The sequence below is a fragment of the Francisella opportunistica genome (assembly GCF_003347135.1).
GTDB lineage: Bacteria > Pseudomonadota > Gammaproteobacteria > Francisellales > Francisellaceae > Francisella > Francisella opportunistica.
The window spans coordinates 1,497,606-1,522,789 of sequence record NZ_CP022377.1 but is presented as its reverse complement, the minus strand read 5'-3'; the positions used below and the strand labels follow the sequence as shown (position 1 = coordinate 1,522,789).

The following is a 25,184-nucleotide window of genomic DNA, read 5'->3' as shown; positions in this document are numbered from 1 at the left end:
TATGAAGCTCAAAGTTTTTTTATATGATTAGTTGTTTTGAGTTGCATAATGATAACAGTTAAGCTGATTAAATGAGAAACGTTGACTAGTGTTTCTTATAATTTCTAACTAAAAAGTTCTTTCAAGAAGTTCTTGTAAATTTTCTAAACAAACTTTCAAAAAGTTTATAAAGATGTTAAATTGATGTAATTGTTTTTTAAAAAATCTTTACTAATGAATCAAAATAGCATACTTTGGGTTACATTTATAATATACATAATAATCATTTTTGGTATAGGAATATACTCATATTTTCAAACTAAAAAAGTCTCAGATTATATGTTAGGCGGGCGTTCTTTAAGTGCCCCAATTGCTGCATTAGGTGCTGGAGCTTCTGATATGGGGTCATGGTTATTATTAGCCCTTCCTGGAGCTTTTATGGTATCAGGTATTAATCAAATATGGCTACCGTTAGGATTAACAATTGGGGCATTTATAAACTGGGGTGTTATTGCTAGAAGGTTGCGAATATATACTGAAATAGCAAGGGATTCTATTACAATACCTGCCTATTTTGAAAATAGGTTTCATGATAAAGGGATGATAAGATCATTAACTGCTGTAGTCGTGGTAATCTTTTTCACGATATATATCGGAGCAGGTTTTGTCTCTGGTGGGGTATTATTTAGTTCAATGTTTGGTATTTCATATCATCAAGCTTTATTACTTACAGCAGCAATAATATTTATTTATACATGTGTGGGTGGTTTTTTAGCGATATCTTGGATTGATTTTTTTCAAGGTAGTTTGATGCTACTAGCTTTAATTGTTGTTCCAATCGTGGTGTATTTTGATATTGGTAGTGTAAATATTGGGTCAGCATTATCAAACATTGATGTTAAAGGATTTTATGATGTTACATCAGGAGTACCCTTGATTACGATAGTTTCTCTTTTAGCATGGGGACTGGGATACTTTGGTCAGCCACATATTATCGTACGCTTTATGGCGATAAAAGATCCAAATAAAACTCCAAAAGCGATGATTATTTGTATGACATGGATGATTTTAGCATTAATTGGTGCTGCTTGTGTTGGTATTTTAGGAGCGGCATATTATAAAGATGGAATTGCAAATCCAGAGTCTGTATTTTTGAAATTATCTGCGGTATTTTTTAATCCATGGATGGAAGGTGTTTTATTAGCTGCAGTATTATCTGCGGTAATGAGCACTTCTTCGGCACAGCTTTTATCATTATCTAGTGCTTTTTCGGTTGATGTCTATGCTAAATTTATCCGTAACAAAGCAAGTCACAGAGAGCTTTTAAATGTCAGTAGATTGATAGTGTTTTTGGTAACAATTGTTGCAATTATTTTGTCATACAATCCAAATACTACTATTTTAAACTTGGTTGGTTTTGCATGGGCTGGACTTGGTAGTTCATTTGGCTCTGTAGTGATCTTTTCTCTTTTTTGGCCAAGAATGAACAAAAGCGGGGCTATAGCAGGAATACTATCAGGCTCATTAGCTGTTTTAATCTGGCCATTGTTTGGATATTTAGGTGGTTGGTTTAAGGTATATGCTATGGTTCCTGGTTTTGCACTAAGTAGTATATGCATAATCGTATTTAGTTTGTTAACTTCTAAACCAGTAGAGTCAGTTCAGCTAGAATATCAAAAATACAAACAATCATTATAAATTGTTATTGTTAGTCTAATTTTTTTCAAGTAAAATTCTCATCATTTGACCTTAATGATCTTTTATGAAAAAATCACTACTGTTTGTTTTGGCTATGCTAGTATTGTATTATCTTTCACTAGCTGGGAAGACTTTCGCTGGAGTAGTTATGTTATTGTTACTATTCTGCTTTGTTTTTTATCTATTTATTACTTCAAAATCTCGAGATTTTAATTTTATAACTAGTATTTATGTTGTGTTAAGTTTTGCTTTTGTGGTTTGTACCACAGAAGTTTTACTTAGTGTTGAATACAGCTCACATCCATTTATATTGATGCTGATCTTATTTATTTTATTGCCGACTTTTTTCTTGCTAGGATATCGAATAATTTTAAGTATTCATTGTTTTATTGATAGTCTCTTAGTTCCAAAAAAGGCTTTTGTCGAGCAGGCTGCTGAGCTTGAATGTTCTATAGTCATAACAACGCGTAATGAGCCTTTTGATGTTTGTAAATTGACATTTGATTCAGCCTATAGTTTAGACTATCCAGCAGAAAAACTAGAAATAGTTGTTGTCGATAATAGTGATTTAAGCCATCAAGATTTTGTTAGATGGCAACAATATGTTAGCCACCGTAATATGCTTGATGGAATTAGTTGTAAGTTTATCCATAGAAGTGGTACGGAAGGTTTTAAGCCGCGTAACCTTGATATTGCTATGCAACATATTAGTTTTAATTATGTGTTATTTTTAGATGCAGACTCGACATTACCCGAAAATGCATTGAAAGTAGCTTTACCTGAATTTAAACAAAATTCCAAACTTGGATTTGTTAGTTTCTTAATAGAAAGTACTAACTACAGTACAAATTTAGTTACCAAAGTTGCAAGTATCTTCCAAAACACAATTCGCTATTTCAATGAGTTTGTTGGTAAGTATGGCTATTGTAATTACCAAGGCCATAATGGTATATGGAGTAGAAAGGCTTTATCAGCAACATCTAAGTGGGAAGAGTATTATAGATCTCAAGTGATGGTGACAGAGGATATCGCTGCAGGGTTTAGATGCTATGAGGCAGGCTTTACAAGTAAACCAGTATTTCTTAAAACTGGAGAATGGGTTCCAACATCTCTTAAAGAGTTTGAGAAAATGTGGCTAAGATGGTCTTTTGGTGGTATGCAAGTAATGCATAAATATATGTCAAATATTATCAGTTCATCAAACTTATACTTTAGGGTAAAGCTAGATATGCTATATCTGTTGTTCAAAGTTGTCGCATCTGGCTTTCCAATATTTGCATTATTATTGGTTCTTTTCCCAAGAAGTAATTCAGCTTTTGTATCAATGGTTAATGTAACACTTGTACCATTATTGATTTTAAGTTTATGGTATTATTTATATGGTGATATAAAAGGAAGCTTTTTGAGTAAAATCTCGCAAATTTATATTGCAATGTTTATGTTATCGTCATTTGTATTTTGGTGTGGTATCAAAGCAGAAATAAACTACTACCTCAATAAACCACAAGGTTGGAAGCCAACAAGTAAGGTTTTTGATAAAGTAGATGGTTGGACAAAAGTTATTTATGATAATATTGGCAAGCTAAGCTTTTCGATATTTGGATTAATAGTGTCTGTATATTCTATTTGTAAATTTTATTCGCAATCAAATTTTTATATGTATTTGTTATGTATGTTGCCAAGTATTTTACTTTTTTTAAATACTGTTTTATGTGTTATGGTACTAGGTAGAGCAAAATATTAGCTAAATTATTATGATTGGCTACGGTATATATTTTATATAAATACTATATGGCAGCATGATAGATTTACACTCAAGGCGTATAAAGTTGATAATAGTATCTTAAAAGATATTGTCCTACGAGTTAAAGCAAGTCGTTAGATGAAACAAAATTTCACTAGCAAAAAGTGATTTAGAAAAAAGTATGCTACTATATCAAAAGAGTTTCAATATTGAAAAAGATTAAGTCGTGAAAGCTAGGTTTTCGTGTACGAGTAAACAAAGAGGATTATCGCTGGTTGAGAGTATAATTTCAGCAGGCTTAATCCTCTTTGTGTTATCATCATCTTTTTTAGTAATAAACGCAGCGGTTAAGACATCTGTTACAGTTGAGAAGAAGGTTCAGTTAACCCAGCGGTTAGATAAAAAAATAGATCAGTACATTTTGACAGGAAGATTTAATACTATAGCTATAGGTAATAGTGACTTTTTACAAGTAAAATCATCAAACTCAAAGCTAATTAAGTTTGTTGGTGTAGATAAAGACTTTGGAATTAGGATTTCCAAAGAAGTAATAAGATATGGCACAATATTCTAAGAAAAATCTTAACAGGGAGAGTACTAGAGGTTTTACTTTAGTCGAGCTTATGGTAGCAGTTACTATATCAGCTATAGTCATAGTTATGGCTATAAATATTTATTTCTCGGCAAAAAAGAATTATCAAAAGACAAAACTAGAAGCAGATCAAGATATTAAAGCACTAACTACTAAAAAAATATTTTATGATGCAATTATCAATGCTGGATTATCGTGTAAGTATGGTGCTAAACAACAATATATAAATAGAACAGCTGTGAATCAGGGAAACGCTAATTTTATCTATAATGGCTCAGCTATTAGGGTAGGTGAGATCTCTAATATAACAAATTTTATACAAAACTCTTTGGGTGATAATAAAGGATTTTTGTATCAGAATAACACAAACTATATAATGATAAAAAGTGAAAAATCATTCACAAGCTTAGCTTCAAGGCCGATAAATTTAAGTTTACCTTTAGCTACTAGTCAGCAGTGGCATAGTGGTGATTATTTAGCACTTTGTAATAATGATTATGTCGATATTGTCAAAGTAGCATCGATTGATAAAGATAAAAGTAGAGTTAATCTAGTTATTGCTCCTGCTAATGAATTTGATAGAGGTGATTATGTTGGTAAATTTAGTGTACAAATATTTTATATAGCAGCAATTCATGATCAAAAAAATTCACAAAAAATAATTTATTCGCTGTATATGTATAACAAAGAGGGTTCTAAATCTGCTGCTATATATCCACTTATAGAAGGAGTTTCTAATCTTAATATAAGTTACTCCATACTTAATAAAGATAATTTAATTTGGAAACATATCATTAAAGATACAGATGTTGATGATTTAAAAATTAAAGCGCTGAAAATATCGTTTAGATTAAATGATAAATACTTTGAGAAAATAATTTTGCTATAGAGAATATGAAATTAAAAAAATCTACAAAACTATCAGGTTCTTCGCTTGTCTCTGTAATGATATTTAGTTTTGTTATTTTAGTAGTTGTTTCAAGCCTTGTTTATGTGGTTAGATTTAATCTTCTAGGTATTAAAAGTCTAAATCAACAAGAGGCTGTGATAACAGCAGAGCAGCAATATATCCAAGATATATTTGCCAAAGGCTCAATCGAATTTGGTAAAAATAACATAGGTAATTATGATTTCGAGAATATATTAAAAAGTAGCCTAGCTGTTTTTTCTAATAAAGATGTTGATGTATTACTTTATAACGCTGAGCCTGCTGCTATAAGTAACAATATAATTCATAGTTTGTTTTATAAAAGTAACCTTAAGCTAACAAAAGATATTATCTATAAAGAGCTACCTAAGCATTCAATGATTAATTATGATTCTGAGTTTGTGCCAATTAATGTCCCTTATATTGATATTAGTAGGATGAATACTTCACAGCAGTTTTATCACCTAAATCAAGAGCAACAAATCAGCGATAATCAGAGTGGCTTTATTGGTGTTATCGAGAAAGAATATGATTGGATATTAGTATCGCTAAATGATGGTAAAACCCAAGTTATAAGTCTAAGTGGTTTAAATATCGCTGGGGATTATAAAATTGATATTGGTTGGCAACTTAGCAAAGGTCATTGGCAGTTATTATTAGCTATATATGATAGTGAGCATTTGTATATTTTTAAGACGACACTTAATGAGCTTATCAATAACTTTGATAAGGCGATACTAGATTTATCGATACCTAGAGAGGTTGTTGATTCACCAGCAAATATTGTTGCATTAAGCTGGTATTATCAGCATGATAATTCACAGCCAAGTTTAGTTGTATTATCTAAGCGTAATGATAGCGCTGGAAATACTAGCGTTATTGTAGAAGATATTGAGTATGAAAATTTTAATAATACTTATAGAGCTTCAGTCAAAGATGCTATAAATGATTTAGGAACGCTTGATGATGCTAACATTTATGTCGAAGCTTTAGATCCAAACTACACTTTAGCAAAAAGTCCACTATATGTATTTGCTGGAGATAAGTTAGTAGTATATAACTTAGCTAACTCTAATAAAACTGACAGATTAATAGTGCCACTAAATAGCATAGTTGAGCATAAACCTGTAATAGTAAAAAAAGATCTTTATGATTATTATATTTTGATTTATAGTGGAGATCGTTATTACCAATACAAATATACTAGTAATACTAATATTATAAGCCTTGCTAACACAGTGATTTATCCTCGACAAACAATCGAAAATATAATTGTCAAATATGGTTTAAAATTTATAATTACAAATAAAAATATATATGTTGATGATTTTGCTAATAAACAGCTCAGTGAAGTTGCTATATAGGTATTATTAAATGTTAAAAATAAGCTTGTTTTTTTGTGTGTTAATTGTGAGTATTTGTAATATTTATGCAGCTAATTGCCAGCTTATAGATGTGCAAAATGGTTTTAGTGGTTCAGTAGAGTTTGCTTGTGATCAAGATATTTCGCTAGATGATAATAAAGTAATTTTTTATATCCTGGGAAAAGGTGTTGATATTGATTCTATCAAGGTATCACGTGGAGATGTTAATTTTGAAATTGATCAAGTCGCTAAAAATGTTAAACGAGTAAGTTTAAATATTGTTAAGAAAACTATTTTGGATTTTGAATTAGACTACATTGCTTATAAGGAGCAACCAGTTAAATTAACGATACAAGCTAAAAAAGATAGTAGCCTTGACTATCAAATTCTATGGGGTGGGATAGTAAAAAACTCTTATACAAATAAAAATAATAAAAATAATAATTTTCAGTTTTATAGGACAAAATCAAAGCTTTTTGCAGTTAAAAATGGCTTAGAATGTTCAATCAAAGATGATTGTGATGCTAACATCAATATAGCAGACCAAAATGATCCAAGACAATCGAGAGAATTAATACAAAAACTAGCTACTTATTTCGATTTTGGCATTGTTCACCAAAGGTTAGTTTAATTAAATCTAAGGGTAAGATATATAGCCTACTAGGCATAAAAGTAGTACATTCTATCATCCTAAACTTGTTTCAGGAGCTCAATAAAATCAATACTTATAGTGAGAGGGGCTGTTGAAAGCTTACCCAATTTGTGTGTTTAAAGCTTAATTCTTTAACGCTGTGCATCTTAGGCCACTATTCTAAAGTTTTTCTTTATGTTTTATTAATATTTCTGATATTTGGATACACGTATCCTAGTTCAAGCACAAATTGAGTGGGTCAAGCACTACAAGACGCTTAAGATTGAAGCAAATAGATTTCATCAGTTCAGCAAAGTGATTTTTTGAAACTCCTCTATATCTAACACGTTTATCCTGATGAGCAAACACTCTTTCATAAGGTGAACGTATAGCACTAAACCAACTGTCTTGATCATGATTTTTACCAAGCATATTATTCTTCTTTATAGCTTTAAGGTCACAACAGTTATCCCTGGCAGTTTTGTTAGCATATTTTGTACAGTATCCCTTATCAGCATAAATCGCACCACCATCAGGGCAAACATATTTTATACCCTTTGCGTCTGTAACATTGGCAGGTGTCACAGCTACTTTATTAATCAGTCCACTCTGCATATCTACACTAGTATGTTTCTTATAACCATACCAAAATTTATCTTTACCTTTACAGCCTATACGTGCTTGCTTATCTATAGCTACTTTAGGAAGTATTTCATTATTTAACTTTTCATATTTCTCTTTGATAGCTTTATCTCTTTCTTTCCAAAGATTAGCTTTAGCTATTAAGTGACTAGCATCAACAAAACTAAAGACTTCATTGATAAATCCTTGTTGTTTTAATTGCTTTCTTAAATCATTAAAAATTTCCGATATAAAACGAGTACCTATATTCTTTCTAAATTTACAAAATACACTATGATCGGGAGTTTTTTCTAATAATGTAAATTCACAAAACCATTTTGCTGCGTTATTCTCTTGTAGATATTTCTCTAATTCTCTATCGCTAAGATCTTCCATAAATTGTAATAGTAAACATTTAAATAAACGTAGCATTCCATAACCTTTATAAGGGTTATCTTTTTCAAACTTCTTTAATTTCTTAGCAACATTTTTAAAATTCCAAATCGATACAAACTTACGATATATATGATTTCTCGGTACTAAGTCATTAAGACTTATCATCTCTAGTTGATTCATCAGATAAGCATATGAAAATTAATATAACTATATTTTAACAAATATTATTCTATATATGGCTAGTTTTCAACACGCCCTGAGATGCTGAAATAAATTCAGCATGACATTTTTATATGTGGTTAGCTGTAACTTTTAAAAGCTGTCGATTTAATTGATCAAAGACGAATCAAAGATAAGTTTTGTGAAATTTTTATCATATTTAGCCATAACCTCTATGTTTTAACCTATATCTGCTGTTTTTGGCAGGTGTAGATACAAATAGCACAAAGATTTAGCAAAAAATATCTAAATAAATTAAAAATAGAGTGAAAGTAGCTTATTTAATCAACTGTCTTTTTTATGTTAAAATAATTGTGGTTGGATGTAATTAACAAAACTAGGTTATTTTAAGATAAGCTGTAAGAGTGATACAAAGCATATGAGAAACAAAAGCAATAAAGGATTTACAATAATCGAAGTGCTTATCGTTGCAGCTTTAGGTCTATTTGTGTTTATGACAGCGTTCTATGCTATAGGTAATATATTGGCAAATGCAATTCTCACAGAAAAAAAAGTAGAACTAGTTGATGAATTAGAAACTAGAGTTGATGAATATATGCTAACAGGGGATTTTAATGATAGCTCTTTTGGCGATATTAGTTTTTCTAAGGTTAATAGTGGTGGTGGCATTCGCGAGTTTACCGCTACGAATAATAAATTTTCTATTCAAGTAATCAAAAGAGCGTACTCTAATGTAAGCCCTCTAGTAGAAATAATAAATCAACAGCTTGGAGCGTATATGCAAGCTGCTAATGAAATTTACGTTAATGCAAATGCTAGTGTAATTGATGATCCAGCCGTTCTATCAGATATAGAAGTTGCTAGAAACACTCTTTTATCGCCAAGTACAGAAAAATGGTCATCGAATACTGGTGTGCTATTAAACTTAGGAGGTACTCAAATTAATACATCTGTACCTCTAGATGATCCTCCGCTTGGTTCTGGTGCTTATATAACTGTAGCGCCATTTACTAATAATGATATAACTCCACAGGGTGTTGTATGGCGCTGTACTGCTCATGGATTTGATAGTGAGTTACTGCCTTCATGGTGTGTTTTGTAGTTTAAGGTGGAAAATTAATGTCATTAAAATTTAGTCAAAAAAAGCTAGCGGGTTTAACAATGGTAGAGCTTTTAATCTCTACTGCTATAGCTGTAATGATACTTTCTGCTTTAATCACTACTTATATTGCGGTAAAGAGTAAGTATACTGAATATAAAGATAAGACCACAACTGAAGCCAAGGAGTTATTAGTCAAAAATATACTCTTTAATTTTATCAAAGATGTTGGTTTTGCATGTAATTTTGGCTCTTCACAACAAACATACTATGATAGAACATCTGATTCTTTGGATAGCTTTTTTTATAGTCCTACTATGATTCGTGTTGGTAGATTACCTTTAGCTAATTCAGCACATATTCCTCAATCATTAGAAGAGAATTGTTCAGCAGGATGCTATCAACCTGAGACAGACTATATAATGATTAAAAAAGAAGAAAGTCATTCTAGCCTTACTCAAATAAATTCACTTAATTCAACTTTGCATCTTCGTTCTGTAGATGGAATAACGGCAAGTGATTATTTATTTTTATGTAATAAAAACAGTATTAATTTAGTTAAAGCATCAAATGTGAATAGTAACTCAAATACCATTAACCTATCACAATCACCCCAAGGAAGTGATTATTATCCAGGCGATTATATCGGTAAATATTCGCTTGAGATTCTCTATGTCAGAGATACTGGTAAACAAGATAGCCAAGGTCAAAGTATTTACTCATTATATGTATATATCAAAAATAGTGGTGCTAATGGAATGTCATATGAGCTTGTAAGAGGAGTTGAAAACTTACAGGTTGAGTATGCAACAGTTAGTAATAATGTTATAACCTGGAATAATGTTGCTGCGGATATTGATATAAATAGCTCCAATTATCCCGCATTGAAAATATCTTATAGTATTGCAGGTCAGACATTTAACAAAATAATTACTTTATAGGTTTATATAATATGATAAAGAAAATGAGAGGTTCTTCATTACTGGCGACTTTAATTTTTGCTTTTGTATTAATGATAGTAATATCAGCTCTTGCTTATAACTTTAACGCGGATTCTCTAGCTATTAATACCTTAGTAGATGGGAAAAAAAATTTAAGTGTACATGAGGGATACTTTGGTAATATTATAGGAACAGTAGACTTATCAACCACTACAGACGAAAATATTGGCGATTTTAGATTTGTAACTACACCTAATTCAATTACCCCTAGATTTGAGTATGAAAATGCAAATGCTAGATTATATAGTGCCGAACCTTATCTAATAAGCTATGATGTTACACATCAGTTTTTTGAGAATAGTGCACTTAGATATATTAGGAATTTTATTTATAATTTACTACCAACTTTTACAATGACTCAATATGAAAAAACGGTAATTCCTTTAAATCTGCCTTATGTAAATATTGATGGTATGAGTGATTCAGCATTGAGTTACAGAATAGGAAATCAAAATAATAGATCAACTAGTGAGGGAGGGTATATAGGATACCTTCAAAAACCTATAATAGATGGCTATGATGGTAGTGGATCAAAGTCAGATTATATTGTTGAGCAGGGAAATGGTAATATAAAATACATTATATGTCATAATCCTGGAGATGGTGGAAACAGAATAGTTGTTTCTGAGAATTCTTGGGACGCTCATCACGATCATGGTGATTATAGAGGTCCTTGTTTAAATAATAGCTCACAGAGTTTTACAATTAAAATTTATGAAAATATATTAAGTATTAGTTATCCTGAAGCGCTAGCTTTAAGCTATTATGATTTTAGTGTCGGTTGGGAGCTGAAAAATAATGAATGGACTCTACTTTTAGCAATACATGATTTAGATAGGGTTTATACGTCATCAGCAGCTTTAAATGATATCAAAAATAATCCACAAACTGCAGAACTTTCATTGTCTGATTGGAAAGAGGTTTCGGGTCTAGAGGAATTTGATGGTGGGGATATAGTTAATGTGAGTTGGTATTTTGATAATAATCAGAGTAGTCCAAAGCTTTTAATTTTAGAAAAATTTCTTAGAAATGGTAATTATGATATAGATGTCTACAAAACAACTTATAACACTATTACTAAAACTTATGCAGCTGAATTTACCGATAGATTAATAACTGGTACAACAGATTTTGATGAGAATGGTGTTTATGATTTAGTTCCTGATAGTTTATTTACATTACAAGGTAATGCTCCATTAATCTTTCAAGGTAAGAATATTGTAGATTTTAATTATGCTATGCCTTATAAGTTAGGAGATGGTAATGGTTCAACAAAATCAATGCTAATAGCTGATGTAGTAAATGAACCGATTTTAATAAAGAGAAACGCGACACAGTTGCTTATAGTATATTTTAACGGTAGTACATATTATAAGTATTTGTATAGTCTAGGAGTAGCTACTCCGACGCTGTTATCTTCACGAACTCTTACAGGTGAAAATATTCAAAAAATAATAGCAAAATTTGGCGCTTTGTTTGTGATTACGAATAATAATATCTATGTTGAAGATATAGCTAATAATTCTTTGATCAGTAGAGTAGCTATAGGAGGTTCAAATTATCAGATACTTAGGGATGGAGAAGGACGAATATATGCTATAGCAGATGGTTTAAGTTGTACTATAAATTCAAATTGTAGTAATGCAGCTAGAATTTATTTTGACTCTGGATGCGCTACTTATAATAGCTGTAATAGATTAGATAGTTTAAATAAAGTTCAGCCATACCTTAATATGGTTTACAAAAGTTTTCAGTATTAGGCTTAATCGTATAAAAGAAGCTTATGAAAAAGATAAGAGGATCATCATTAGTAGCAGCTTTAATTTTTGCTTTTGTATTAATGATAATAATATCAGCTCTTGCCTATAACTTTAAAATGGATTCTCTTGCTATAAATACATTAGTAGATGAAAAACAAAATTTAAATGTAGATGAAGGGTATTTCGGTAATATCATTGGTGCAGCGGATTTTTCGACAACTACAGCTGAAACTATCGATAATTTTAGTTTTGTAACAACACCTAATTCAATTGTTGCTAGGTTTGAGTATGAAAACAGTAATGCTGAGCTGTATAATGCCGATCCTTACCTTATAAGTTATGATGTCAAGCATGAGTTTTATAATAATGATGTAATTAAATATGTTAGGAATTTTATTTATAATACATTGCCTAGTAGCTTGATGACACAATACGATGATAATACATTTCCTCTAAATGTACCATTTGTTAATCCTGACGCTATGAATGGTAATTTAGCAAATTATAAACTTGATGTTGACAGCAAAGTGTTAGATAAGCAGCAAGGTTATATTGGATATATACAAAAAAACGCTAATACACTAAATATTTCTACTAGTTCAAATTTATCAGTTAATATTCCAAGCGATTTAAATGTTAATGATTATAACTTAGCTATTGGTTGGAATCTCAAGAATGGTTATTGGAGTATTTTTTTATTAGTTTATGATGGGAATAAAGCTTATACATCCTCAACTACGCTTAGTAATTTAATAACTAATACTATTCAAGCACAGACAGATCTATCTAATTGGCAGCAAATACAAGAGTTACCCATACATTATCCAACTTATGTGGCTGGTACACAGTATCAGAATGGAGATATAGTAGCTTCAGGTAATAATCTATATATATGTAAAGAATCAGGATGGTGTTCGAGTGTAGCATCATCATATTACGAACCAGGTTCTGGTTCAGCATGGCAAGAGGCATGGGATTTATATGGTAGTTTAGATCCAAATCAAGTAGGTGAACCGGGCAATATTATATTAGCTAAATGGTATCATGATGCTAATAAGCAAGAGCCTAAGCCTTTAATACTGAGAAAGACCCAAAGATCAGGTAATTATGATCTTGATGTATATAGAACTACATACAATATTACTACAAAGGTTTTTATAGCAAGCTTAGCCGATAGCTTTACTACTGGTTCAACAGACTTTGAGGATTCACAGGTACATGTTGTGATTCCGGATAGTTTATTTGTTTTAGATGCGAGAGTACCATTAATTTTTCAGGGTATAAATATTTTTGATTTTAATGCTTTGGGTACTTATTTGTTAGGTAATGGCACAGGCTCAACTAGGGGAATATTAACAGCTGCGGCTACTGATAAACCAGTGTTGATAAAAAGAAATGCGACTCAATTTTATATAGTTTACTTTAATGGAGATAGATATTATAAGTATTTGTATAGTTTGGGTATAGCAACACCAACATTGTTATCTTCTCCTGATTTTCCAGGTGAAATTATACAGAAGATAATAGCTAAGTTTGGAGCACTATTTGTTATAACTAATAGTAATATTTATGTTAGAAGTATAGAAGATGATTCTACTATCAGTAGTATAGTAATAGCAGGTTCGAACTATCAAATTTTTAGGGATGGAAGTGGGCAAATATACGCTATAGCGGATGGTTTAAGTTGTACTATAAATTCAAATTGTAGTAATGCAGCTAGAATTTATTTTGACTCTGGGTGTGCTACTTATGACAGCTGTAATAAATTAGATGCTTTAAATAATGTTCAGCCATATCTTAATATGGTTTATAAAAGTTTTCAGTACTAAGATTTTTTCCAAAAATACTAAAATTTAGTTATACTGATAGCTTATAATTATAAGATTCAAAAGATGGATTTTTTACTTTATGATTTTTTATAACTCTTTATCTGGTAAGAAAGAACAATTTAAGCCAATTGAGGCTAATAAAATCAAAATGTATGCTTGTGGTGTGACAGTTTATGATGATTGTCATATTGGTCATGCTAGGACTTATATAGCTTTTGATGTAATCAATAGATACTTTAAATACCGTGGTTATGATGTCATATTGGTGAGAAATATTACTGATATTGATGACAAAATTATCAAAAGAGCTAATGAAAATGGTGAATCTACTACTGAGTTAGTTGAGAGAAATATCAAGGCAATGCACGATGTTTTTGATAGGCTGAATATTCTCAAGCCTTCTAAAGAGCCAAGAGCTACAGAAACAATTCCGGAAATGATAGCAATGATTGAGACTTTGATTAAGAAAGGCTATGCTTATCAAGGAGCTAATGGTGATGTTTTTTATCGAGTTACTAAGTTTGCAGATTATGGTAAGTTAAGTAAGCAAAACCTTGAAGCTTTACAACAAGGATCAAGAGTTGATGTTGTTGAAGAAAAAGAAAATCCAATTGATTTTGTGCTGTGGAAAACAGCAAAAGAGGGTGAGCCTGCTTGGGATTCGCCATGGGGAGCTGGTCGTCCAGGTTGGCATATTGAGTGTTCTGCAATGTCGAAGAAACTTCTAGGTGATACTTTTGACATCCATGCTGGTGGTTCTGACCTTAGATTCCCACATCATGAAAATGAGATAGCTCAATCAGAAGCTTGTAATGGCTGTAAATTTGCAAATTATTGGCTACATTCAGGTATGGTTAAAGTTAATGCTGAGAAGATGTCTAAGTCTTTAAATAATTTCTTTACAATAGTAGAGGTATTAGAAGAGTATCATCCTGAAGTGGTTAGATATTTCTTAGCTTCGACTGTGTATAGAAGTGAGATTAACTACTCAAAAGAAAATCTTGAAAATGCTAAAGCTTCAGTTGAGAGGTTATTTAATACCCTAAGAGATATTGAACCTATTGAAGTAAATCTTCCTGATGATGCTAGCCAGTATGAGGAGAAATTTATAAAGGCGATGGATAATGACTTTAATACTCCAGAGGCCTTAGCGATATTATTTAGTCTAGCAAAAGAGATAAACACGCTAAAAATTACAAATAAATATAAAGCTAGTGGTTATGCCTTCTTACTACGTAAGTTTTGTGATGTATTGGGTATTTTATTCACTGATACTGAAGAATACTTCAAGCAGGGTGATGGCATGGATACTAGCAAGATTGAAAAGCTTATAGCTGAGCGTGCTCGAGCTAAAAAAGACAAAAATTATGCGCGTGCGGATAAGATAAGAAATCAGCTCCAACAGCAAGGAATAATTTTAGAGGATAGTGCAACTGGTACTACATGGAAAAAAGGTTGATAAATGTATAGTCAAGAAAAACAACAAGATATTATAAATAATCTGCATACGATTAGAGATTATATTCGTTGGTCAATTTCTGAAATGACAGCAAATCATGTTTATTTTGGACATGGCTCGGATTCAATGTGGGATGAGGCTGTACATCTGGTACTTAGCGCCATAAATGTATCACATGATATCGATAGCAATATGGTAGGTTCGAAACTTCTCACTGAAGAGAAAAAAACAATTATAGACTATGTTTATCAAAGAGCATTTCTGCGTAAACCATTACCTTATATTCTTAAAAAGGCTTGGTTTGCTGGTATGGAGTTTGATATTGATGAGAGAGTTATTATTCCACGATCGCCAATAGCAGAGCTTATACGCAATAATTTTTCGCCATGGATTAATGATATTGATGATGTTACAAATGTACTTGATTTATGTACTGGTAGTGGTTGTATAGGTATTGCTTGTAGTAATGTCTTTGAAGAGGCAGATGTAACTTTAGTTGATATTTCGGATGATGCTTTAGCAGTAGCAAATCACAATATAAAAAAACATCAGCTAAGTGATAGAATTAAGGCAGTAAAGTCTGATCTATTTAATAATCTTAAGGGACAAAAATTTGATTTAATAATCTCAAATCCTCCATATGTTGATAAAGAAGACTTAGATAGTATGCCAAAAGAATATCGTTATGAACCAAAGCTTGCACTTGAGGCTGGCGATGATGGTCTAGATCTTGCAAAAAGAATTATTTTAGAGGCAGATCAATACATGACAGAAAAAGGTGTCTTAATTGTCGAAGTCGGCAATAGTCAATATGCACTAATTGAAATTTGCCCAGATATTCCTTTTACATGGCTTAGTTTTGCTGATGGTGGTGATGGGGTGTTTTTGCTTACGTATGCTGAACTAGTGAAGTATAAAGATTCATTTAAAGAATATTTTCGTAACAAAAATCCGTGAGAAAATTCTTTTAAATCTTTTAGGCCTTAAGTTAAATAAAGATTAGTGTATGTTACAGGGCTATTGACTATTTACGTGTATTTTTAGCTATTTCTTTTAGGCTATCATTGATTTTGAAGAGTACAATAAGTGTCTCACAGAAAACTTTAGCAGTTAAAGATCCTATGATTATGTATAATAAACCATATATGATTTGCAATTGATTAACACCATAGTAGTAGTTAGTAAAAGCGCTCACTATAGTACCAAGTCCCGATAAAATTATAATTATTATCATAAGCCAAAAAAGAAAAGTAATAATATTTGGTGTTATCATACTATCAAAACTAAAGAATTTTTTTAGAAAATTTATAGCGCGGTTTTGGTTTGTTTTTGTTGTTTCGTTCATGTTAGTATTTCCCTTATTTCATTTAATTAATTTCAATTAATTTTTCATTATCATTTTAATAATAATTTATAATTAATTAATTTTCAATATGTATATTATTGCTGATTTAGTAAAATAGTTTTGTTCATGGTTAAGAAAAAGCTAATCCTAATCCTCAATTATATTATCTTGATTAGCAGTCCTTTTACAATAAGCTACATAGCGTTTGTCTGTAACTATTAGATAGAATATAGCCCCAATTAAACCTTCAAAGTATGTATGATCGATAGGTGATATAATACATACAAAAATTATGAAAGGCATAACTAGGATTATTAAACTCTTAAATCCAACTCTACGATATTCAAAAGCGCCGAAGATCGACATAAGAATAACAAGAATTATACTTAGATGTATATTAGTTTTTACCTCAACAGTATTTAGTAGCATGGTTAGTAGCACAAAAACAATCATGCCAAATATTCTTGCCCTAGGAGCAATCGCTCCCATACTAATAGGTGCTGCCATATAGCCAATAATGTTAAATCCTGTCACAATAAGCATCAGTGCAGCCCAGTTATCAGAAAACAGTAAGAAACCAGCACAAATTAAAAAGTTAGCGATTAGTGATCTTCTTGAAATATTCACTTTTTTGTTAATTTTGGCAAAATATCTTGGCATTTGACCTTCAGCTGACATCGCGTATAGCATTCTTGAAGAAGCACCAAGATAGCTATAACCTGTTGCAGAAGGACTTACAATACTGTCTATAATTAATAAAACAGCTATATAACCAAGTCCTATCAGTGTAGCTACTTGTAGTAAAGGAGATTCAAAGTCTAGTCCAGCCCAACCACCTTTTGAGATTAGATACTCATGTGGAACTGCTTGCATAAAAGCATATTGTAATCCCATATAAAGTATTAATACCAAAACTAGTGATAAGATAATTGCAAGTGGAACATTTCTTGAAGGATTGTTAATCTCACTACTATATGCTACGACAATCTGAAAACCGTTAAATGTATATACTAAACCACCGGCAACTATTGCAGTCAAAGCATTACTAACAGTAAAATTGTTGTTAGGTATATCTGCAGAAATCAAACTATGATGCTCGGTACTATGAGTGAAAGCATATACAATAAAGATTATGACTATTGCGGCAGGTACAAACATTTTAAATACTGTTATACCATTATTTATACTAGCAAGTAGTTTGACACCATAGAAGTTAATAATTAAGTAAATAACCAATATAAATAAAGATAATAACATTCCATAAGTTGATATAATGCCATTATGCATTAGCCACTCTAAACCTTTAATTCCAGCAAGATATTGTGTTGTTGCTTGCGCTTCTGTAGATATCATTACCACAATACCAAACCAATTAGCAAAAGCAAATGGCATCGCAAAGACACTATTATGTGATAGTGCACTTGATCTTGTTGTAGCACCTCTTACTGGAAATACTGATACCACTTTAGCCAAACATAAGCCAACCATCATAATCATAATCGCAGCTAATATCCAAGCTAGAAAAGCCCAGTTTCCCGCTGTCTTTGCTGTAAGTTGAGCACTAAATAGCCAGCCTGAGCCGACCATTGATGTCACACCAATAAGAATCGCACTAAACAAAGACATTTTTTTGGAAGTATTGATTTCCATTACAAAAAATCCTATATTTAAAATACCAATATAATTTAACTATATACATAAGTAGTTCTGATTAGCAATATAATCTCTAGCTAAAAATACTAAAGAGATTAGTATTTTGACTATAGTAATTTTAGAATAAGTATATTATCTAAGCCTGTTTTACAAAATGGCTTTTAAAGCTTTATTCAAAAAGACAAGCTACTCGTCATACCGATATAACCGCCACGAGTTTTATTTTGAGCTTGAATAGTGAAATTGTTTTTTTTATGGTCGGTTTTTAGATTATTATTAATATCAGAGTAGAAATTAGAGCTAGCTAAATATGGTGGTGAAGAATTAGTAAAATCATAATCATTGGATATTGTTGTAGCAGGAAGCTGTAAAAAACTAAAAAAGAATATCAAAAACAACAGTTTCTTCATAGCGAATAAAAAAGTAAATTTAAAGGAGAAAAGTCTAGGGCTGCCCTAAAAGGGTTATCGATACTTTTAATGTATTTTATCACCATTTTATGATGGATTTTATTAATTTTTTTTAGTGGTTTAAGCTTTTTATCAAGAGTTGTTTTTTTATAAAGTTCTAACCATTGAGTAGTTATATCTTTGAAATCTTTACTAGACATAGTTGGTGTAATTTTATTATCAAAGCTGATTTGATTGTAAAAATGCTTAGGGATACAGAAAATATGTCTAACTATTTCATTATTAGCATTTATTTGCTCAATTTTGCTACTATCAATTGCTGCAAAATCATTTAGGTATAAAGCCTTGAGAGTTTCAATACCTAAGAAATTCTTTGAGAAATGTTGTTTGAAGTCTCTTTGTGTAGCACTACTGTTATCAATAGAAAGGCTAATATCTTCAGTTAGCTTTTGATAGAGAGTTCCTTGATCAAAGATTTCTGCTAATTTTTTTAGCTGCGGAGAAGCTATATTGTTTTTATTATTGAGGTTATTTACTTCCTTTAACCACCAATTCATTTTCGCATTGGCTACTTCAAGGTTGTTATAAAGTTCGGTACATGAAATTATTTGTGATTTAATTTGGTCAAGTAAATAAATTATCTGTTGTTTATCAGTAGCTAACTTGCGATATGCAAAGTACATTACAGAACCATAGGGTGGGAGTTTTTCATTAGGGTAGCTAAAATAGTTGTATTGCATCTTTATACCTTTCTGAAAGCTATAATATAATTAACATCAACACCATTCCCAAGTTTGAAACTATTTGTAAGTGGGTTGTAATGCACACCTATTATTTCTAGTGCTGTAAAACCATATTTCTCAGCAGTTTTTATCAGTTCATAAGGCTTGATAAATTTGCTATATTGATGTGTACCTTGTGGTACCATTTTTAGAATATGCTCAGCAGCAACAATTGATAGTAGATACGATTTGAGGTTTCTATTTAAAGTAGAGGTAAAAAATAAACCATCTTTTTTTATTAACTTTGCGATCGAAGCGATGATACTCTCTGGGTCTGGAACATGTTCTAACATTTCCATACAAGTTACAATGTCAAAGTTTAAATTACATTGTATGACAAAATCTTCTACAGTTGAGTTTATGTAGTTAATTTTGAGCTTATTCTGCTTAGCATGCTCCTTGGCTATACTTATAGCTTGTGGAGAGGCATCCAAACCATAAACATCATTGGTCTTTGTTGTTAGTGATTCGCTCAGTATGCCACCACCACAACCAATATCGATAATTTTTTTATTATCAAGACCTGTGAATTTCTTGATAAATTCTAATCTTAGTGGATTGACTTGATGGAGAGTTTTTAATTCACCATTAGGATTCCACCAACTACTAGCTAAGCGAGAGAATTTATCAACTTCATTATTATCTATATTGTTCATATGATTTTGAGAGATTTTTGATATTACTCTCTAAATAATATCAAAGATAACCTGCTAAGAAAATTTTTATTAGAGTTTTGTACGCTAATTTACTATAATAGCTCTTGTATTTTTTTGCCAACCTAAATAAGAGAATAATTTTGATGAAACTAAGTGCTAAGTCTGCTTTGCTATTATCACTATTAAGCGCGACTTTGAGTAGTTGTTCGAGCTGGAAAACTACTACTGATAACCGTGATCCTTTTGAGAGTTATAATAGATCAATGTATGCTTTTAATGATAAGGCTTATGAGACTTTGACTCCTGCTGCTAATGTGTATGACGAATTTGTCCCAGATTCTTTCAAGAGCGGGATATTTAATATATTCCAAAACTTAGCTGAACCTGCTAGGGTCGCAAATGATATGTTCCAAGGTGAGTGGGATTATGCTGGTGATGATGGTTTTAGATTCTTGACAAATACTACTTTAGGTTTAGCAGGTTATTTTGATGTTGCTGATAGCTGGTTTAATAAGCCGATGAGGTATCATCAAAGCTTTGCCGTTACATTACATAAATGGGGTGTATATAAGGATAATGAAGCATCACCATATGTAGTGTGGCCTCTTATTGGTCCAGGGACACTAGAAGATATTACTACAGGTGTTGATGCATTATTTAATCCTTTAACTTATATATTTTTCTTTGCTCCTGTTGGTACTGCAATATCTTGGGGAGTCAGTGTTGGTACGACAGGTACATACTATATTAACCAAGGAGTATCTTATCTGCCGTCATACTCAAATCTTAAAGAAGTATCTATAGATCCTTATATAGCGATGAGAAATGCTTATCTACAGAGCTATGATTATGGTATGGCTAAAGTACTAAAACAGCAGTTAAATAAAGATGATGCAGCTATCCAGACTGACCAAGCAGTATTAGGAGTATTAGGATTAGATAGTGATAATATCAATGCACAAATTGCTACTACAGGTGGTACTAAAGTTAAGCCTTCTGAGCCTCCAGTTATATTCAAGAGTAGCATTAGTACTGTTAACAAAGCATCACAAGTTGAGGAAGCATTTGATCAAGTATACTCGAATGATAGTAGAGCTCTTGATTTAGCTAATGTTGACTATGATGATACAACACAAAGCGAAGCTAGTAAGCTAAAAACAGAAATCAGAGATGCCAAAGCAGATCTTCCAGGTGATGCAGACTCTCCAGCGTCAGCAATTCAAACTCTTGCAGAGCAGAGTTAGTTTTTGATTTATTGATATTCGAAAAAATTTTTTTACCTACTAAGTAAAGTTTACATAGCGTAACTTTAGTTTATATTTAGTGGTATTTTAGTTCTATAAAAATTCAAGGATAGAAAATAAAGAAGAAAAATAAAAACTTATTTAACTTCATTAGTGGCTATAGTTTTCATTGCTATAGCATGTAGCTCGCCAGAAAGGATATATTCATTTATTTTTGAGTAGACTAATTGTTGCCTTTTAACTTTACTAGCTATGTCATTAAATTCTTCGGCAATTATAGTTGCTGAGAAATGTACATTATCATCACTTTGGACATCTGCTGTACAGTTTTTTAGTGAATTCTCTAAGATATCCTTAAGTTGTTCCTTTGTCATTTTTTCTCCTAAGATACTAATTAATATATTCTTCTAAAATAGCTTTAGCACCATGTACTTTTGCTAAAGAAAGTGTCTTTTGGTCAATATTTTTAAATATGATTTGTATATTATTTTTTTGAGCATATTTTATATATTCAATCATTAGCGATAAGCCTGCACTATCGATTCTATTACATTTAGCAAAATTGATAATCCAAGTTTTATCTAATTTTTTTAGATTTTTCCTAGATTTTTTATATATTTTGGCAACGGTTTTGAATGTTAGTTCTGTTGCTATAGTCCATATATTATTATCTACAGTTATCATTGTATATTCTGAAGATTATAGTTTTTATCTAAAAGTTTTGGATATGTTTTTTCTTTGATTTTTTGAGTAACTTTTTGAGCGGCTTCTGTCATTTCTGGAACAGTCTTATAGGCTGCAAACTGTTGTTGATATGTTCTTAGAATACTTACACCAGCCACATCAAAGTCATAGATATGCCATTTATCATCTTTTTGGAACATTTTTACAGCAAAATCTGAACTTTGATTATTATCTATGTTTGTAATTTTGCCATTTACGATAACAATAGGCTTTTTTTCCCAGCTTTTATCATTGTTATTAAAAGGAAATAATGTAAGTTTGTACTTGCCAGCATATGCAACGTTTTTAGCATACATAAATGCCAGCATCTCTGTAGCTGAACGGATAAACTGTTTTTGTTCAGCTGGTGTTGCCTTTTCCCATTTTGAATTTCCAACAATAAGCTGAGCAATTACACTAGGTGCAACTATTGGAATGATTTCGTTATCAACAAGACGCAGCAGCTTGTATGGATCTTGTTTGTATTCATCAGCATGCTTTATAAGTTCATTTTGAGTTTTTACGATAGTTCCGTTAAGCATACCAACAGGATTTACTATCGCCCAAGCACTTGAGGTTGTTAATATTATTAAAGATAAAAAAATCGAAATTTTACGTAGCATAACCGAAAGCTCTCACAGTTAATTTATGACCCTAGATTTTAATACAAAAAAAATATATTTAAAAGCGGCAATTATTATTCTTTACTCTTACCATCATCCTTTCCTGCGATAAAAGTATTAATTAAAGATCCCAAATCAATCGCTGATTCAGTATTTTCTAGCGGTATCACACTTCCTTGGTGTAAATATTTATCTTGTTCTGAGGAGCTAGTAGAATCACCTATACCAGCTATAGCCATTATATCCTCGTTAGAAGGACTTAAGGCTATATAGTTATCACCTAAGATTCCTGACATGGCAATTGATGCAGAGTAATTGGCGGGGATTTTTTTGTCACTATTTATCGACATAGTTACAACAGCCATAAAACCATTGTAGCTCTTCTCAAGCGTAATTTTAGTTACTCTACCAATTTCTACACCAGCTACCTTTACAGAAGCATTTGTGCGTAATGATCCTACATTTTTAAATTCTGCTTTGACACTGTATTCTTGTGAATTAAACACTTTAAATGATGTACCGCTAACTTTAAATGTTAAAAATAATAGGCACAATACACCTATTATTATAAAAATTCCTACTGAGGTCTCAAAATATTTGTTCCTCATTAAACGCCTCCAAACATAATCGATGTTAAAATAAGATCTGCACCTAAAACACTCATACAGCAATAAACAACAGTTTTTGTAGTAGCTTTAGCTATGCCATTTGAGTCTGGTATACAATAGTAACCTTGGTATAAAGCTATCCATGCGGTTATAAAAGCAAATACAACACTCTTTATAATTCCGTTAGATATATCTGAAGCTGTAACAGACGATTGGATATTGCTCCAAAACTCTCCGTAACTGACTCCTAAAGCTGCTTCTGCAAGTATGAAACCTGCGAGTATAGCAACAGTTGCAAAGATAATTGCTAAGATTGGGCCACTTATCATACAAGCCCAGAATCTTGTTGATAAGATAAAACTTATTGGATTAACATTCATAACCTTTAAACTATTAATTTGATCTGTAGCCTTCATTAGTCCAATTTCAGAGGTTATTGAACTACAAGCTCGCCCAGCAAAAAGCATAGCTGTAACTACCGGACCAAGTTCTCTAAGGACACTAAGAGCGACCATTACCCCTAATAGAGAATGAGCACCAAATTTTGATAATGTATAATAGCCTTGTAGACTTAAAACTAGTCCTATAAAAACTCCAGATGTAACTATAATTATAATTGAGTTAACTCCTACAGCTTTTATCTGAACAATACAATCTCTAATATTTAATTTACTAATAAGTATCCTAAGTATTAAGCTAAGAGACTTTACTAAGCTATAAATTAAAGAGAATGTAAGAGTATATATTTTGCTAAATATTGTCACAATCTAGCTCCTTAAAATCTCTTTTTTAAAAAAATTTTTCTCTAAATCATCATGGTTCTCATGATTATGATCTAGTGGTTTACCAGCTAAGAAGTTTTGTATTTGTATATCAGAGCTATTTTTTATATTCTCTGGTGAGTCGCTCGCGATAATCTTTTTATTTGCGACAATAATAATGTGATCAGATATGCTAAGAGATTCTTGGATATCATGCGAAACTATTATCGAGGTCATATTTAAAGACTCATTTAAGGTAGAGATCAATTCTAATAGCTTGTTAAATGATGCTGGATCTTGTCCAGTAAAAGGCTCATCATACATCATAATATCAGGATCCATTGCAATCGACCTTGCAAGAGCTACCCTACGTGCCATACCACCAGAAAGCTCGCTTGGCATCATATTGATTGTATGAGCTAATCTGACAGCTTGAAGCTTTAGTAGTACAATATTTCTTATCAGTTTTTCATCAAGATTAGTATTTTTGCGCAATGGAAAAGCAATATTATCATAGACACTTAAATGAGTAAAAAGTGCACCTGATTGAAAAAGAAAGCCCATTCTACAGCGTAGCTTTTCTAGTTCTTTTTCTTTGGTATTTTTCTCAACAGTTGCATTATTAATACAGATTTTGCCTAAGTCTGGTTTAATTAGCCCAGCTATAAGCTGTAATATAGTAGTCTTCCCAGCACCAGAAGGACCTAGTATTGTGGTTATTTTATTAGCTGGAATTGTAAAAGTAATATCATCATAAATACAGCGATCATCTCTATAGAAAGAGACATTTTTGAAACTAATATTATTCATTATCAAAATAGTATTAGTTAAAAGGAATATTAACTTCTATAGTTGAGTTTTTGCTACTATCTTCGACTTTTAGGTCAATATCTCTAATATTTTCCTCAGATAAAGCGACATATTTTTTGACAACTTCGATGATTTCATCTTTTAGTTCTGCAAGTAAGTGGCTACTTATCTTAGAAGATCTTGGGTGTAGCTCGCTTCTTTGGTGAGCAACTATAATCTGTAGTCTTTCTTTAGCTACTGAAGCACTCTGTTGTTTTTTATTTAATCCAAAAAGTTTAGCTAACATAA

General features: G+C 31.5%; 26 protein-coding genes. 13 read left to right on the top strand and 13 right to left on the bottom strand.

Features of this window, described 5'->3' with window-relative positions:
• The first annotated feature begins 213 nt into the window (after nt 1–213).
• The 6 genes from putP (at nt 214) to CGC45_RS07460 (ending at nt 6,936) form a co-directional block, all read left to right on the top strand.
• On the top strand, nt 214–1,677 hold the full coding sequence (gene putP / locus CGC45_RS07485) for a sodium/proline symporter PutP (RefSeq protein ID WP_071629684.1): 1,464 nt from the start codon (nt 214–216) through the stop codon (nt 1,675–1,677).
• A gap of 64 nt (nt 1,678–1,741) precedes the next feature.
• On the top strand, nt 1,742–3,421 hold the full coding sequence (locus CGC45_RS07480; protein WP_071629683.1) for a glycosyltransferase family 2 protein: 1,680 nt from the start codon (nt 1,742–1,744) through the stop codon (nt 3,419–3,421).
• Nucleotides 3,422–3,647: 226 nt separating this feature from the next.
• Entirely contained in the window at nt 3,648–3,995 is a 348-nt protein-coding gene (locus CGC45_RS07475) for a type II secretion system protein (RefSeq protein WP_071629682.1), read from the top strand.
• Nucleotides 3,979–4,902, top strand: coding sequence for a PilW family protein (locus CGC45_RS07470; RefSeq protein ID WP_071629681.1), 924 nt, complete (start codon nt 3,979–3,981; stop codon nt 4,900–4,902). The genes CGC45_RS07475 and CGC45_RS07470 overlap by 17 nt, the downstream gene beginning before the upstream one ends.
• Entirely contained in the window at nt 4,899–6,305 is a 1,407-nt protein-coding gene (locus tag CGC45_RS07465) for a hypothetical protein (RefSeq protein WP_071629680.1), read from the top strand. The genes CGC45_RS07470 and CGC45_RS07465 overlap by 4 nt, the downstream gene beginning before the upstream one ends.
• Nucleotides 6,306–6,315: 10 nt before the next feature.
• Nucleotides 6,316–6,936: a hypothetical protein gene (locus CGC45_RS07460; protein ID WP_071629679.1), complete on the top strand. Its 621-nt coding sequence runs from the start codon at nt 6,316–6,318 to the stop codon at nt 6,934–6,936.
• A 234-nt stretch (nt 6,937–7,170) separates the two neighbouring features.
• On the opposite strand, the gene CGC45_RS07455 is transcribed toward CGC45_RS07460, so the two are convergent.
• Nucleotides 7,171–8,133, bottom strand: a complete 963-nt coding sequence (locus tag CGC45_RS07455; RefSeq protein WP_071628504.1) for a transposase — start codon at nt 8,131–8,133, stop codon at nt 7,171–7,173.
• Between the two features lie 418 nt (nt 8,134–8,551).
• On the opposite strand from CGC45_RS07455, the gene CGC45_RS07450 reads away from it, so the two are divergent.
• The 6 genes from CGC45_RS07450 (at nt 8,552) to prmB (ending at nt 16,238) form a co-directional block, all read left to right on the top strand.
• Entirely contained in the window at nt 8,552–9,235 is a 684-nt protein-coding gene (locus CGC45_RS07450; RefSeq protein ID WP_084387450.1) for a type II secretion system protein, read from the top strand.
• 17 nt (nt 9,236–9,252) lie between these two features.
• The gene (locus CGC45_RS07445) at nt 9,253–10,173 is read left to right on the top strand and encodes a photosystem I protein M (PsaM) (RefSeq protein ID WP_071629677.1); all 921 of its coding nucleotides are present in this window, start codon (nt 9,253–9,255) and stop codon (nt 10,171–10,173) included.
• Nucleotides 10,174–10,184: 11 nt separating this feature from the next.
• Entirely contained in the window at nt 10,185–11,993 is a 1,809-nt protein-coding gene (locus CGC45_RS07440; protein ID WP_071629676.1) for a hypothetical protein, read from the top strand.
• Nucleotides 11,994–12,016: 23 nt separating this feature from the next.
• Complete coding sequence (locus CGC45_RS09165) at nt 12,017–13,822, top strand: hypothetical protein (RefSeq protein WP_071629675.1); 1,806 nt, start codon at nt 12,017–12,019, stop codon at nt 13,820–13,822.
• Nucleotides 13,823–13,901: 79 nt separating this feature from the next.
• Nucleotides 13,902–15,281, top strand: a complete 1,380-nt coding sequence (gene cysS, locus CGC45_RS07430; protein WP_071629674.1) for a cysteine--tRNA ligase — start codon at nt 13,902–13,904, stop codon at nt 15,279–15,281.
• A gap of 3 nt (nt 15,282–15,284) precedes the next feature.
• On the top strand, nt 15,285–16,238 hold the full coding sequence (gene prmB / locus CGC45_RS07425) for a 50S ribosomal protein L3 N(5)-glutamine methyltransferase (RefSeq protein ID WP_071629673.1): 954 nt from the start codon (nt 15,285–15,287) through the stop codon (nt 16,236–16,238).
• Nucleotides 16,239–16,305: 67 nt separating this feature from the next.
• Here prmB and CGC45_RS07420 read toward each other — a convergent pair whose 3' ends face one another.
• From CGC45_RS07420 to ubiG, 5 genes are all read right to left on the bottom strand, one after another.
• Nucleotides 16,306–16,626, bottom strand: coding sequence for a DUF4282 domain-containing protein (locus CGC45_RS07420; RefSeq protein WP_071629672.1), 321 nt, complete (start codon nt 16,624–16,626; stop codon nt 16,306–16,308).
• A gap of 147 nt (nt 16,627–16,773) precedes the next feature.
• Nucleotides 16,774–18,276: an APC family permease gene (locus CGC45_RS07415; protein WP_071629671.1), complete on the bottom strand. Its 1,503-nt coding sequence runs from the start codon at nt 18,274–18,276 to the stop codon at nt 16,774–16,776.
• A gap of 176 nt (nt 18,277–18,452) precedes the next feature.
• Nucleotides 18,453–18,689 (bottom strand): hypothetical protein, encoded by a 237-nt coding sequence (locus CGC45_RS07410; RefSeq protein ID WP_071629670.1) that lies wholly within the window; start codon nt 18,687–18,689, stop codon nt 18,453–18,455.
• Nucleotides 18,686–19,429 carry a hypothetical protein gene (locus CGC45_RS07405; RefSeq protein WP_071629669.1) on the bottom strand — a complete coding sequence of 248 codons (744 nt, stop codon included), beginning with the start codon at nt 19,427–19,429 and terminating at the stop codon, nt 18,686–18,688. Before CGC45_RS07405 ends, CGC45_RS07410 begins: the two co-directional genes overlap by 4 nt.
• 2 nt (nt 19,430–19,431) lie before the next feature.
• Nucleotides 19,432–20,127, bottom strand: a complete 696-nt coding sequence (gene ubiG, locus CGC45_RS07400; protein ID WP_071629668.1) for a bifunctional 2-polyprenyl-6-hydroxyphenol methylase/3-demethylubiquinol 3-O-methyltransferase UbiG — start codon at nt 20,125–20,127, stop codon at nt 19,432–19,434.
• Between the two features lie 143 nt (nt 20,128–20,270).
• On the opposite strand from ubiG, the gene CGC45_RS07395 reads away from it, so the two are divergent.
• Complete coding sequence (locus CGC45_RS07395; RefSeq protein WP_071629667.1) at nt 20,271–21,371, top strand: MlaA family lipoprotein; 1,101 nt, start codon at nt 20,271–20,273, stop codon at nt 21,369–21,371.
• Between the two features lie 137 nt (nt 21,372–21,508).
• Here the strand turns inward: CGC45_RS07395 and CGC45_RS07390 are convergent, their stop codons facing one another.
• From CGC45_RS07390 to minE, 7 genes are all read right to left on the bottom strand, one after another.
• Nucleotides 21,509–21,745, bottom strand: coding sequence for a BolA/IbaG family iron-sulfur metabolism protein (locus CGC45_RS07390; protein ID WP_071629666.1), 237 nt, complete (start codon nt 21,743–21,745; stop codon nt 21,509–21,511).
• Nucleotides 21,746–21,761: 16 nt separating this feature from the next.
• The gene (locus CGC45_RS07385) at nt 21,762–22,055 is read right to left on the bottom strand and encodes an STAS domain-containing protein (RefSeq protein WP_071629665.1); all 294 of its coding nucleotides are present in this window, start codon (nt 22,053–22,055) and stop codon (nt 21,762–21,764) included.
• Nucleotides 22,052–22,717 carry an MlaC/ttg2D family ABC transporter substrate-binding protein gene (locus CGC45_RS07380; protein WP_071629664.1) on the bottom strand — a complete coding sequence of 222 codons (666 nt, stop codon included), beginning with the start codon at nt 22,715–22,717 and terminating at the stop codon, nt 22,052–22,054. The genes CGC45_RS07385 and CGC45_RS07380 overlap by 4 nt, the downstream gene beginning before the upstream one ends.
• Nucleotides 22,718–22,791: 74 nt before the next feature.
• Nucleotides 22,792–23,325, bottom strand: a complete 534-nt coding sequence (gene mlaD / locus CGC45_RS07375) for an outer membrane lipid asymmetry maintenance protein MlaD (protein WP_071629663.1) — start codon at nt 23,323–23,325, stop codon at nt 22,792–22,794.
• The gene (locus tag CGC45_RS07370) at nt 23,325–24,089 is read right to left on the bottom strand and encodes an MlaE family lipid ABC transporter permease subunit (protein WP_071629662.1); all 765 of its coding nucleotides are present in this window, start codon (nt 24,087–24,089) and stop codon (nt 23,325–23,327) included. The genes mlaD and CGC45_RS07370 overlap by 1 nt, the downstream gene beginning before the upstream one ends.
• Before the next feature lie 3 nt (nt 24,090–24,092).
• Nucleotides 24,093–24,896 (bottom strand): ABC transporter ATP-binding protein, encoded by an 804-nt coding sequence (locus CGC45_RS07365; RefSeq protein WP_071629661.1) that lies wholly within the window; start codon nt 24,894–24,896, stop codon nt 24,093–24,095.
• 13 nt (nt 24,897–24,909) lie between these two features.
• Nucleotides 24,910–25,182 (bottom strand): cell division topological specificity factor MinE, encoded by a 273-nt coding sequence (minE, locus tag CGC45_RS07360; protein ID WP_071629660.1) that lies wholly within the window; start codon nt 25,180–25,182, stop codon nt 24,910–24,912.
• Nucleotides 25,183–25,184 lie beyond the last annotated feature (2 nt).